Below are 11,539 nucleotides of genomic sequence, written 5' to 3' on the forward strand. Positions count from 1 at the left end.
TAGATGTACAAAGTACAATCCGAGCAATAAAAAATATCGCCCAGATGAAGTATGAAAAAAAGTGGCTGTATTAAAGCATAAAATGATAAAAAAAATAAGACCAAAGAAGTGCTAGATTTCTTTTGGAATATAATGCTATTTTATTTATAAATATAAGTAAAACAACAAGATAAAACTAAACATTTGAATTATTAAGGTTATTTATATAAGTGATGAGTGGTATTTATTTTAAAAATTGATATTAAAATCATTATCTTAGTTTTATAAGATCTCTAATATTCATTATTGATTAAATAAATGGTTGCCATTTGAATTTTACATAAAGCCACTGTTAATTGTCTATGAATTGGACAAAATGCCAATAGGCTTCAATGAAATTGCGCGAAAAATGTCTAATCAATCTAAACCCTTATCGCTGATTTTTAATCATAAAGCTGGTTTTCGCATACAGGGGCCAGAAGGCATTTATGAGCAGCTGATCGATATATTTTCAGCGCAGGGTTATCAAACTAAAGCTTATGAAATCAATGATTCACAGCAATTTGATAAAATTATGGTTGAGGTGCTTGAACAGCATTTGGCATCTAGCGAGTCAGGAATCATCGTTGCGGCAGGCGGAGATGGCACTTTAAATACAGTCGCCAAACATGTGTTGAATACGCAAATTCCTGTCGGTATTTTGCCTTTAGGGACTTTTAACTATGTGGCGAGATTATTGGGGATTCCGCTGGATTTGCTTGAAGCGGCAAAAGTGATTGCGACAGGACAGCCACAACGTATGAATGTTGCTCGTATCAATCAGGAAATTTATCTGAATAATGCCAGTCTAGGTCTATATCCTTTATTCATTAAAAAACGTGAAGACTATAATCGTATTTTTGGTCGCCTACCGCTACATGCCTATACCTCTGCACTGGATGTTTTAATTCGCGATCGTAGAGAATTAAAACTAAAAATCTGGGTGGATCAAAAGAAATATCCGGTAAAAACACCACTGATCTTTTTTGGCAATAATCCCTTGCAACTGGCAGATATGAAAATGCGCATTGCAGAAGCGGCTGAAAAAGGTAAAGTGGCGGGAGTGGTAGTTTCTAAAAGTGATAAGCTTACTTTATTTAAGCTAGTGTATCAGCTGATTCGTGGCAAGATTGACCAGGCATCGGGTGTTTATAGTTTTGCAGCCGATCAAGTCCGAATCGAATCCCGAGCCAAGAAACTGATGGTAGCGATTGATGGGGAAATTGTGGAAATGGCCCCGCCACTCAATATTTCTGTATTAAAAGATAGCCTAAACGTAATGGTGCCACATGATCCTGCATCTGTCTGATCTGCATTTTGGAACAGAGAAGCCGGAGTGTTTAGAAGCGATTCGGCATTTCTGTCAGACCCATCCACTTGAAGCCGTCGTCATCAGTGGTGACCTGACTCAGCGCGCACGTTTGGGTCAATTCTTTGCCTGCAAAAAATTTTTAGATCAGCTCAATACGCCTTATATGGTGATCCCGGGGAATCATGATATTCCGCTCTATCATTTGTGGAATCGGCTTTTCAATCCATTTACCCGTTACCAGATTTTTTTTGGTGAATTGGAGCCAATATTTGAAACTGAAAATTTTTATCTGATTGGGGTGAATTCGATCCGACGTCGATATCATACCAAAGGGCATTTATCCCTTGAGCAGATTCAGCGTATTGACCTGACGCTGGCGCAGGCGCCTGCTTCCAAATTAAAAATCATTGTCAGCCATCAGCCTTTTTATGTGCCTTTTCAAAATAAGCGCGGTTTCAAGGACAGCCCATTGATGGCCAAAATTGCTTTAGAGGCCTGGGCAGAGCATGGTCTGTTTGCGGTGTTGCATGGGCATCTGCATCAACCGGCGATTTATGATTTGAATCAGATGTTCGGATTGGGGATGGATCATCCTGTATATGATGTACATGCAGGGACTTCTGCGTCAAATCGTCTACATAAAGATGAACCGAACAGCTTTAATCTGATTGATGCCACAGGAAAAATTTCTCAATATTTATTCGATGAAGTGGCACAAGCCTTTATGTTGAAGGCTGATCTGCCGAATAAATAGACGAAAACCTATGATTCGTTAAAAAAAACCAATTTTTTTTCATTTTTGCCCTTGAAGCGTTTTATTCCATCTCCATAAAAGTGACATCAAAAATTTTTGATGATGACCCATGGAATAATTAAGTCGTCATCAGTGACCTAAAAAAGACTTAGTCTGATGGAGTTATTTATGAGCAACATTCGTCCATTACATGACCGCGTTGTTATTCGTCGTGTTGAAGAAGAAACTAAAACAGCTGGAGGCATTTTACTTCCAGGTTCGGCTGCTGAGAAACCTGCTCAAGGTGAAATCATTGCAGTTGGTAATGGTCAAATCACTGATAATGGCGTACGCGCGTTAGACGTAAAAGTTGGCGACAAAGTATTGTTCGGTACTTATGCAGGCACTACTGTAAAAGTAAACGGCGAAGAGCTTTTAATCATGAAAGAATCTGACATTTTAGCGGTATTAGAAGCTTAATCTGCGCTAAAAAAGTTTTATTCATTCCAAATCAGATTTTGTAAAGATACAACAATATTCGGAGTCAAATATGTCAGCTAAAGACGTAAAATTTGGTGATTCAGCTCGTTCAAAAATGATTGCTGGTGTAAACACCCTTGCAGATGCAGTAAAGGTTACTTTGGGTCCTAAGGGCCGTAACGTTGTTATCGACCGTTCTTTTGGTGCACCGCACATCACTAAAGATGGTGTCACTGTTGCCAAAGAAATTACGCTGAAAGACAAGTTCGAGAACATGGGTGCTCAACTGGTTCGTGAAGTTTCTTCAAAAACCAATGACATCGCAGGTGATGGTACAACGACTGCAACTGTATTGGCACAAGCAATTTTGAATGAAGGCATCAAGTCAGTAACAGCGGGTATGAACCCAATGGACTTGAAACGCGGTATCGATATTGCGGTACGTTCTGTAGTTGAAAACATCAAGGCAACTGCAAAACCAGCATCAGACTCTAAAGCGATTGAACAAGTAGGTTCGATCTCTGCTAACTCTGATACGACTGTAGGTCAGCTGATTGCGCAAGCAATGGAAAAAGTGGGCAAAGAAGGCGTGATCACGGTTGAAGAAGGTTCAGGCTTCGAAGATTCGCTTGACGTAGTTGAAGGCATGCAGTTCGACCGCGGTTATATTTCTCCGTACTTCGCGAACAAGCAAGATACTTTAACAGCTGAACTTGAAAATCCATTCATTCTTCTTGTTGATAAGAAAATCAGCAATATTCGTGAATTGATTACAGTACTTGAAGCTGTTGCTAAAACTGGCAAACCGCTTTTAATCATTTCTGAAGATGTTGAAGGCGAAGCGCTTGCGACGCTTGTTGTCAACAACATGCGCGGTATTATCAAAGTATGTGCGGTAAAAGCACCTGGTTTTGGTGATCGTCGTAAAGCTATGCTTCAAGACATCGCGATCTTGACTGGCGGTACTGTGATTTCTGAAGAAATCGGCATGCAGCTGGATCAAACGACGCTTGATCACTTGGGTACAGCACATAAAGTAACTGTATCTAAAGAAAATACTGTAATTGTAGATGGTGCTGGTAATGCTGGCCAAATCGCTGACCGTGTACAGCAAATCCGTGCACAGATCGAAGAATCTACTTCAGAATATGACAAAGAAAAACTTCAAGAGCGTGTAGCGAAACTTGCTGGCGGTGTTGCTGTCATCAAAATCGGTGCTGCAACTGAAGTTGCAATGAAAGAGAAAAAAGACCGTGTAGATGACGCGCTTCATGCGACTCGCGCTGCAGTTGAAGAAGGTGTCGTTGCGGGTGGTGGTGTTGCACTAGTACGTGCTGCATCTGCACTTGAAGGCGTAACAGGCGCGAATGATGACCAAAACGTAGGTATCAACATTCTTCGTCGTGCGATTGAAGCACCGCTTCGTCAAATCGTATCTAACGCAGGTGATGAGCCTTCTGTAGTGATCAACGCTGTGAAGAATGGCGAAGGTAACTTCGGTTATAACGCTGCAACTGGCGAATATGGCGATATGCTGGAAATGGGTATTCTTGACCCTGCTAAAGTAACGCGTTCTGCACTTGAGCACGCCGCTTCTGTTGCTGGCTTGATGCTGACCACTGAATGCATGATCACTGAAATCCCAGAAGACAAACCTGCAATGCCTGATATGGGTGGCATGGGTGGTATGGGCGGCATGATGTAATTCATCATCCGAGCATTTCATAAAAAATCCCCGCAATAGCGGGGATTTTTTTATGCGTTTACAAAATTATGATGCGGACTTTTTAACTAATTTATAATTTAAATTACTGTCGATTTTTTTACCTGATTTCATCTCGCGTGCTTCAACAAAATTTTCACCAACAAAGAATTTACGGTTTTCAGCTTTGTTATCTAATGTGATGATTGAAGGATCTTGAGGGTCAAAACTGAAACTACCTTTAGTTTCCGTCTCATTATTTCCAGCTTTACCTAAATATTCCTCATTTAGGTCATAGGTTTTATCCGGATTGAGATCTAACTCGACCTTAATCCCTTCACAGTCAGCACAAGGAAAAACACCTTCGTATTCACCTGCCCAATCTAGCGAAGTTTCTGCGCTATCAGCACGGTTCACACTAGTATCCGCGTTATTTTGCTCCATCATGGCTGGGCTGGATTGAGCATTATTACTCATCGGCTCATTATCATTGGGCTTTGAACAGGCGGTTAAAGCTCCTGCAAGAACGACTGCTATCGCAGCAGTAAGCGTTAATTTTTTCATTGTTTTAACCCTATTAAATTATTTGTTATGAATTACATTAAAAGTAGTCAGTACAGATAAATAGGGCAATCTTGTTAAAGTTTGATTCATTAGGTGAATGAGGCCAGAGTTATTGATAAGTGAGCAGGATTTAAGAATTTTTAGCCAAGTTTAAAGTCACTTTATGCTGTTTCGTTAACCAATTCTGAACGCTATGATTAGAAAATAATGATAATGCGGAGGGGATAATGAAATTAGAACAAGAAAATAATCTGATTGCAAAAATTTATGATGCTGCTGTATTACCATCTTTGTGGCTGGACGTGATCAAAGATATCGTGAGCTATACTAAAAGTAAGAGTGCAATTTTTACCGGTCTGGATCAGCTTAATCCAGGCTATGACTTTGTCTATACGCACAATATCCCGAATGAAAGTCTGGCCGCTTATCAAGAGGAGCGTATCAGAGTGATTGATATGAAACTGCATATGCCCTTATGGAATGCGATCGAGATGGGCGATGCTTTAAGTCATAACTGTCAGCACTATGCAGAACAGCCGGGTACGGATCACTATGTGTTCTATGAGAAGTGTTTAAAGCCTGGCGGTGTATCTTATCTGGCGGGAGTATTGCTGGATCGGGGAAATTATCGTTGGGCAGTACTGGGTATTCATCGTGCACCTGAAGTACAGCCTTTTGAACAGCCTGAGCTGGATTTTTTAAGACGTATCAGTATCCATTTACGCCGGGCTTTGCAAATTCACCGGCAAATCAACTTGATTCAGCAAGATAATTTAAGCTTGTATACTGTATTGGATAGTTTAAAAACCGGAATTGTACTGCTCGATCAAGACCTGTGTTTAAGTTATTCCAATCCTGTTGCGCAAAAGATGCTTGATCAAAGTTCATGTCTGGATCTCGATATACATAACCGTCTAAAAACCAATTATGCTCAGCAGATACGTATTGATCAGCTTTTGGAAAGCGCTTTACTGGAAGATACGACCATTCAGACTGAAGTGGGTGGAGTCCTGGCGTTGAGTGATGGGGCAGGCTCGCAATTCATGCTGACGGTGGTGCCATTTAAAAAATTAAGAAATATGCAACATTTACAGTCTGCTCAACATCAGATTGCATTATTTATGACGGATAAAAACCAGTATTATTCCCTGTCAAGAACTTACCTACAACAATGTTACCAGCTTTCCAAACGAGAGTTTGATTTATGCGAGTTGTTAATTAATGGTTATAAAATAGAAGATATTGCAGAACAGTGTGGCATTACGTTGAGTTCGGTACGGACGTATTTTAAAAATATTTATGAAAAAACCCAATGTTGTTCGCAAATCGAACTGATGCATTTATTGATGGGCTGTACCATTCAATTTGAACATATTGATTAAACCGGCTTGAATTTCATATTCAAGCCGGTTGATGTGGGTTATTTAACACGTTGTAAAGTTACAGGATCTTCACCTTGCGGATGTAAGATAAGATTGTTGTTAGATATATTGATGTTTGCAATTGTCTTACCGCCATTTGAACTATCTTGTAATCCACCACACTCGTTGGTATCGAATAATACCTCGGTTGTGGTGAGAGTATTTGCTGACAATGTATATTTGCCATATTCAATTCCTGGCCAACCACAGTCATCTCCACCTTCAGTGTCTAGGAAGAAATAATAGTTGTTATCAAAGAAAGCAAATAGGTGCGTTTCATTGAGTCGCCACGTGCCGACGAGACTATTAGACTGCTTAACTCGATTTAAACGGTATTCAGTACTAACGCCGGGTTCAGTAAGAATTAATTGAGTTCCATTAAAGTTTAAAGAATAAGGTTTATTCTCGGCAGGATGTGAAAGTCCCCATTCACCATTGGTGTCATGTAGGATTTCCGGTTCAATCACGGTTGTTGTTGCATTCCATTTTAAGCGGCCCATTTCAATGCCTGCTTGACCACTCTCATCTTTTGCTTCTGCTTCACCTAGTGCATAGCGTCCATCTTCCAGAATGTGAATCAACACAGCAGTGTTATCGGTACGGTTAATCTCCCACGTACCGGCAATATCTTTGTAGAAGGTTGCTTGGAAGTTTTCTGAAGCTTTTTCTGGTGTTATCAACTGATCTGGTGTGATGGCTGTTTTGGTGACAACTTCATTTACGAAGTCGGTGGTACTTTGGTTAAAATTAAGCTTTACAGCAGTGAAGGCTGTTTTAGTGTCATCACTAATCTGAATGCCATCGCTATGATCACCTTTTCCATCTAAGGATTGTAAAAAAACCATAAGGTTGATACGCGCATTTTCACTTTCGACTAAATCTAATGGTGTGATACGCTCCTTTGCTTCAATTTCATCACCGAGTTGTACACCCCCAATAAAGAATTTTACTTTTTCATCATCATTAAATTTAAATTCTCCTTTTTCGTTGGTAACTCCTGTTGCACCACTACTGGTGATATAGGTCACCCCTGAAATGATTCCGTCCGTCAGTACGCCGGTTTGGGTGCCAACATTGTTTGCTGGAGGTGTACTGGCATTATCATCCGAACCGCCGCAGGCACTAAGTAACCCCGCTAAAGCAATACAAAGTAAAGTCTTTTTCATTAGAATCTTCCTGAAATTTATAATGTGGATTCAGTATAAAAAGACCCTCGTTTTTGCCATATCCCAAAATTAGGAGGTCAAGAGCTTTTTAATGCATGAATCCTTTAAATTAGAAAGAAATTCCTATTTATATTGGGAAGCAATCTGAACTATCCGTAAATTGATGTATGAGATAAGTTCAAGGTGGAAAAAATAATCAACTATTCATTTAAAAATTCCAATTATACAAATATAGATTAACTGTTTATTTATTGATCATATGGCACTATCTATATTTGCCGAGGTTGCTAAAATTCGCGCAATTTTTAATAGAATTGGTGCGTGACGTGTTTGAGAAGTTAGCAGAACAAAGCCTGAATCTGATGGGTTGGGAAATTGATAACCATTGGCCCTTAGATTTAGACCAATGTGTCATGATTGCTGCACCTCATACCAGTAATTGGGATGCACTGTATGCGCGACTGGCCTTAAAAGCATTAGGTGTGAATGTTCGCTTAACCATTAAAGACAGTTATATGAAATTGCCATTTGGACCTTTTGTGCGTGCTATGGGCGGTATCGGGATTGATCGCCGTCCTAAACAGCCGGGGGAGCCTAGTCCGAGTATGGTTCAGGTGATGACGGAATTATTCAAGACCCATCCTAAACTGGTGATGCTGGTCACGCCAGAAGCGACTCGTGCTAAACAGGAACAGTGGAAGACAGGTTTTTATCATGTCGCGATTAATGCAGGTGTGCCGATTGCATTGGCCTATATGGATTATGAGAAGAAGAAAACTGGTGTAGGTAAAATTGTTTATCCGACAGGGGATTATGAAAAAGACATGGCAGAAATCATGGCATTTTATGCAGAGATTCAGCCAAAATTCCCTGAATGCTTCAGCGTAGATCAGCGCTATTATCAGCATTAAAATTGAGTTGAAAAAAAGCAGGAAAATTCTCCTGCTTTTTTATTGCCTAATCATCATGAAGATTGACAGACTTAAGATGCATTTTCAGAAGCGGGTAAAATTCCACCCAGATTTTGGCAGGCATCTTTATAAAGATCATATTGTTGCTCCACCACTTCATGCAGTGGCAGGTCAAACAGCTCTTCACCTTGATGATACTGTTTGATATAAGACTCGACTTTGGATTTGCTGCTATACAACATCTGCTGATAATAGTCGGTCATACTGCTATGTGGCATTTGGGCGGTATCTACCTTGGCACAATGGAAATTTTGCAGTAATTGTTCTGATTTTTTCAAATCGCTGGACATACAACCTGCCAGTAGCAAGGTACTGAGCAATGTCGTGATAAATTTCATGGAAAGTAGACTAAAGGCTTTATGGGAGCGCACTATTGTAGAAGTAAAACCCGGTCACAAAACCTTTTTAATCTACCAAATGGTTAAAAAATAGAACAACAGAATTTGAAAATTCAAGTCCATTCTCTAAACATTTAACCTTTGACCAGCCCGCCATCTACAATCAGGTTTTGTCCTGTGACGGCACGTGAATAAGGTGACAAAAACATCAGGATTGCAGCAGCAAATTCTTCTGGTGTAATTACGCGGCGTAAAGGCGTCGATTGAGCAATCAGGTCAAAGACAATGTCAGGTGTGGCCTTACTGGCATCCGTGGTTTGTAACAGGCCACCAGAGAGCATATTCACATTGATGCCATATTGTCCCAAGTCCTGCGCCGTGGTGCGGGTAAAGGCCAATAATGCAGCTTTGGCGGTGGTATAGTCATGATAAGGAACCACCGGATTTTGCACCAGGTTTGTACCAATATTCACGATCCGGCCAAACCCTGCCTGTTTCATATCATCCAGTGCGGCTTGTGTAGTATTTAAGGCAGCCTGTACTGCACCGCTAAATTGCCGTTGCAACATATCCCAAGTCAGCGTTTCTACTTTAGGGCGTGCATCACCATTAAATTCAAATTGAATCAGTGCGTTATTGATTACAGCATGAATCGCTTCCCCGAAATGGGTTTTAGCTGCGGCAAATAAAGCGCGGACCTGATCAGTTTGAGTGACATCTGCCTGATAAATAAATACCTGTTCAGGATACTGCTGGGCCAGCTGTTCAGCTTGCTGCTGACTGCTATGATAATTGACGACCACGCGCGCGCCCTCAGCCAGTAAAGCCTGAGTAATGGCTAAACCCAAACCACGTGCACCACCAGTAACAAGAACAATCTGATCACGAATCTGCATAATGATGATCTATATTTACAAAGATTGGCCTTAACATAGCAGTTATTTCAACGGATTCAAGCTTTAGCGGGGAAGACAGACTCGGCTTGATCTTGTGTTTAAATGAATTGGGACGCTAATAGAAAACAGCCTGCACTAACGAGTAAACTTAAGATCATGCGTTTGAACAGTAATTCCGAAATTTTATAAAATAGTTTTGCGCCTAAAATTGCCGGAATACTCACAAAAACAATCAGCAAGGCCATATAGGGTAAATGGCTTTGATTGATCAGGCCTTGCCATACATAAGTACCCAGCGTGAAAAGCTGAATTGCAAAATTAAAGTGCCGTAAAATATAGCGCTGCTGGGTTTTGGGTAATTGTTTTAACATCACCCAGGCCGAAGGAATGGCACCGCAAAAACCGCCCAGTCCTCCTAAAATTCCGCCAATAAAACCGATGCAGCTATCAGTCAATTTTCCTGAATGCTGAATTGTTTTGAATTGCGGATTGAATAGCATCACCGGACACCACAGTACCAGAAAAAATCCCAAGATCATCTTAAAGGTATCTGCTTGAATGATCTGCAACAGATAAGTACCCAGCGGCACGCCAATCAGACCAGCAATCAGATAAGGCAGCACCAACTGCCTGGATAAAACTAGCTGCTTTTTTTCCTGACTGAGTGAAATCACATGACTCCAGATCGAGGCAAATACCAGCAAGGGCGCGGCCAGTTGCGGAGGCAGCACCCAGACCCAGAAAGACATGGCGATCAGGGCAAAGGCAAAGCCGGTCAGCCCCTGGACAAAACCTGCGACCATTGCACCAAGAATAAATAACAGCCAAGTCATAAAGATCAGGTCATAAGCAAAGGCAGCAGTATTCTCAAGATTTAAACAAAAGCCAAGCTTCCATTTAGCTGGATTTATGCAAATGAAAGTTCAAATTCTCATAAAAGCATGAATGCTAATTAAGAAAAAAGAGGTTTACGGCCATGCATAAAACATGCATAAATCTCTACAAGAGTGCAACAATGGCTCCGTTCACTCTCCATGAACTCGCCTGATACTGACAGAGTGCAGTAAGAGGTGATGGACATGATGAAAAAAGTGATATTACTTTCTGTATTGGCTGTGTCATTAACCGGTTGTGTGGTTGATCCTTGGGATGATGATTATCGTGGCAACAGAGATCGTAATGGACATTATGATCGAGACCACAGAAATCATGACTGGAAAAATAAGGACCATAAAGATCATCGGGATTGGAAACGTGACCGAGATAACCGCGACTGGCGCCGTGATCGTTAATCACAGTCTTTAAATTTGACTGACTACAATGACAAAAAGGATTCCACTGAGGAATCCTTTTTTAATGGCTCTTCAAAACAATTTAAATCAAGAAATACTTTTTTGATAAAGCCCCGCACGAACTGTACCGGCTTTGGTATTTTTAATTAAACGCCATGAGGACGGTAATTTAAGTAATTGTAAATCACGATCTGCTTCTACATAAATATAGGCATTGTCCTTGATCAGAGGATCTGCCTTTAGCGCTAGTTCTTCCCATAAATCTAAGCTATATGGCGGATCTAGAAAAACCAGATCAAACTGTGTCTGAAGAGCGGGCAAGGCTTGCTGCGCCGTAGCCACTTTTAATTGTGCACGTGCTTTGGTGACTTTTAACAGTTCAAGATTTTGGGTCAGAAATTGTGCCTGAGTACGATCCGGCTCAATCATCACCACTGATGCAGCACCACGCGATAATGCCTCAAACGCTAATGCCCCAGAACCGGCACAAATATCCAACACCTGTGCATTTTGTACATTCCACATCAGCCAGTTAAACAGTGTTTCCCGAACACGGTCAGGCGTCGGGCGCAAACCCTCAATGCTGGCAAAAGGCAGTTGGCGGCGTTTCCAGTCACCACCAATAATTCGAAGCTGGTTTTTCATC

At 41.0% G+C, this 11,539-nt stretch carries 13 protein-coding genes; 7 read left to right on the forward strand and 6 right to left on the reverse strand.

From position 1 onward, the window contains the following. Positions 1-388 precede the first annotated feature (388 nt). The 4 genes from ACP7AK_RS09455 (at position 389) to groL (ending at position 4,248) form a co-directional block, all read left to right on the forward strand. On the forward strand, positions 389-1,327 hold the full coding sequence (locus ACP7AK_RS09455; RefSeq protein ID WP_425879734.1) for a diacylglycerol/lipid kinase family protein: 939 nt from the start codon (positions 389-391) through the stop codon (positions 1,325-1,327). Further along, the gene (locus tag ACP7AK_RS09460; RefSeq protein ID WP_004646314.1) at positions 1,308-2,084 is read left to right on the forward strand and encodes a metallophosphoesterase family protein; all 777 of its coding nucleotides are present in this window, start codon (positions 1,308-1,310) and stop codon (positions 2,082-2,084) included. The genes ACP7AK_RS09455 and ACP7AK_RS09460 overlap by 20 nt, the downstream gene beginning before the upstream one ends. A 168-nt stretch (positions 2,085-2,252) precedes the next feature. Continuing rightward, entirely contained in the window at positions 2,253-2,543 is a 291-nt protein-coding gene (locus tag ACP7AK_RS09465; protein ID WP_004646315.1) for a co-chaperone GroES, read from the forward strand. Between the two features lie 70 nt (positions 2,544-2,613). Continuing rightward, positions 2,614-4,248 (forward strand): chaperonin GroEL, encoded by a 1,635-nt coding sequence (gene groL, locus ACP7AK_RS09470; protein ID WP_004279474.1) that lies wholly within the window; start codon positions 2,614-2,616, stop codon positions 4,246-4,248. 66 nt (positions 4,249-4,314) lie between these two features. On the opposite strand, the gene ACP7AK_RS09475 is transcribed toward groL, so the two are convergent. Continuing rightward, the gene (locus tag ACP7AK_RS09475; RefSeq protein ID WP_247143330.1) at positions 4,315-4,809 is read right to left on the reverse strand and encodes a copper resistance protein NlpE; all 495 of its coding nucleotides are present in this window, start codon (positions 4,807-4,809) and stop codon (positions 4,315-4,317) included. 227 nt (positions 4,810-5,036) lie between these two features. Between ACP7AK_RS09475 and ACP7AK_RS09480 the strand changes: the two genes are divergently transcribed. Then, complete coding sequence (locus ACP7AK_RS09480) at positions 5,037-6,191, forward strand: LuxR C-terminal-related transcriptional regulator (RefSeq protein WP_425879738.1); 1,155 nt, start codon at positions 5,037-5,039, stop codon at positions 6,189-6,191. A 38-nt stretch (positions 6,192-6,229) separates the two neighbouring features. Here the strand turns inward: ACP7AK_RS09480 and ACP7AK_RS09485 are convergent, their stop codons facing one another. Continuing rightward, positions 6,230-7,396: a hypothetical protein gene (locus ACP7AK_RS09485; RefSeq protein WP_425879740.1), complete on the reverse strand. Its 1,167-nt coding sequence runs from the start codon at positions 7,394-7,396 to the stop codon at positions 6,230-6,232. 362 nt (positions 7,397-7,758) lie between these two features. Between ACP7AK_RS09485 and ACP7AK_RS09490 the strand changes: the two genes are divergently transcribed. Beyond that, on the forward strand, positions 7,759-8,307 hold the full coding sequence (locus ACP7AK_RS09490) for a 1-acyl-sn-glycerol-3-phosphate acyltransferase (protein WP_253159325.1): 549 nt from the start codon (positions 7,759-7,761) through the stop codon (positions 8,305-8,307). Positions 8,308-8,378: 71 nt separating this feature from the next. Here the strand turns inward: ACP7AK_RS09490 and ACP7AK_RS09495 are convergent, their stop codons facing one another. The 3 genes from ACP7AK_RS09495 to ACP7AK_RS09505 form a co-directional block, all read right to left on the reverse strand. Next, positions 8,379-8,705, reverse strand: a complete 327-nt coding sequence (locus ACP7AK_RS09495) for a hypothetical protein (RefSeq protein WP_005107497.1) — start codon at positions 8,703-8,705, stop codon at positions 8,379-8,381. 134 nt (positions 8,706-8,839) lie between these two features. Beyond that, positions 8,840-9,601, reverse strand: a complete 762-nt coding sequence (locus ACP7AK_RS09500; RefSeq protein WP_005246935.1) for a 3-oxoacyl-ACP reductase — start codon at positions 9,599-9,601, stop codon at positions 8,840-8,842. A 98-nt stretch (positions 9,602-9,699) separates the two neighbouring features. Further along, the gene (locus tag ACP7AK_RS09505) at positions 9,700-10,434 is read right to left on the reverse strand and encodes a sulfite exporter TauE/SafE family protein (RefSeq protein WP_425879742.1); all 735 of its coding nucleotides are present in this window, start codon (positions 10,432-10,434) and stop codon (positions 9,700-9,702) included. A 246-nt stretch (positions 10,435-10,680) separates the two neighbouring features. Between ACP7AK_RS09505 and ACP7AK_RS09510 the strand changes: the two genes are divergently transcribed. Then, positions 10,681-10,893 carry a hypothetical protein gene (locus ACP7AK_RS09510; protein ID WP_004646324.1) on the forward strand — a complete coding sequence of 71 codons (213 nt, stop codon included), beginning with the start codon at positions 10,681-10,683 and terminating at the stop codon, positions 10,891-10,893. 87 nt (positions 10,894-10,980) lie between these two features. Here ACP7AK_RS09510 and rsmD read toward each other — a convergent pair whose 3' ends face one another. Then, positions 10,981-11,538, reverse strand: a complete 558-nt coding sequence (rsmD, locus tag ACP7AK_RS09515; protein WP_425879745.1) for a 16S rRNA (guanine(966)-N(2))-methyltransferase RsmD — start codon at positions 11,536-11,538, stop codon at positions 10,981-10,983. Position 11,539 lies beyond the last annotated feature (1 nt).

Origin of the sequence: Acinetobacter sp. TWP2-2-3, assembly GCF_049896445.1 — a bacterium.
Taxonomy (GTDB): domain Bacteria; phylum Pseudomonadota; class Gammaproteobacteria; order Pseudomonadales; family Moraxellaceae; genus Acinetobacter.

Bases quoted from the DNA above. Each gene is read 5' to 3' on its own strand.
- ACP7AK_RS09455 (WP_425879734.1), top strand. From the start codon at position 389: ATGTCTAATCAATCTAAACCCTTATCGCTGATTTTTAATCATAAAGCT.
- ACP7AK_RS09460 (WP_004646314.1), top strand. From the start codon at position 1,308: ATGATCCTGCATCTGTCTGATCTGCATTTTGGAACAGAGAAGCCGGAG.
- ACP7AK_RS09465 (WP_004646315.1), top strand. From the start codon at position 2,253: ATGAGCAACATTCGTCCATTACATGACCGCGTTGTTATTCGTCGTGTT.
- groL (WP_004279474.1), top strand. From the start codon at position 2,614: ATGTCAGCTAAAGACGTAAAATTTGGTGATTCAGCTCGTTCAAAAATG.
- ACP7AK_RS09475 (WP_247143330.1), bottom strand. From the start codon at position 4,809: ATGAAAAAATTAACGCTTACTGCTGCGATAGCAGTCGTTCTTGCAGGA.
- ACP7AK_RS09480 (WP_425879738.1), top strand. From the start codon at position 5,037: ATGAAATTAGAACAAGAAAATAATCTGATTGCAAAAATTTATGATGCT.
- ACP7AK_RS09485 (WP_425879740.1), bottom strand. From the start codon at position 7,396: ATGAAAAAGACTTTACTTTGTATTGCTTTAGCGGGGTTACTTAGTGCC.
- ACP7AK_RS09490 (WP_253159325.1), top strand. From the start codon at position 7,759: ATGGGTTGGGAAATTGATAACCATTGGCCCTTAGATTTAGACCAATGT.
- ACP7AK_RS09495 (WP_005107497.1), bottom strand. From the start codon at position 8,705: ATGAAATTTATCACGACATTGCTCAGTACCTTGCTACTGGCAGGTTGT.
- ACP7AK_RS09500 (WP_005246935.1), bottom strand. From the start codon at position 9,601: ATGCAGATTCGTGATCAGATTGTTCTTGTTACTGGTGGTGCACGTGGT.
- ACP7AK_RS09505 (WP_425879742.1), bottom strand. From the start codon at position 10,434: ATGACTTGGCTGTTATTTATTCTTGGTGCAATGGTCGCAGGTTTTGTC.
- ACP7AK_RS09510 (WP_004646324.1), top strand. From the start codon at position 10,681: ATGATGAAAAAAGTGATATTACTTTCTGTATTGGCTGTGTCATTAACC.
- rsmD (WP_425879745.1), bottom strand. From the start codon at position 11,538: ATGAAAAACCAGCTTCGAATTATTGGTGGTGACTGGAAACGCCGCCAA.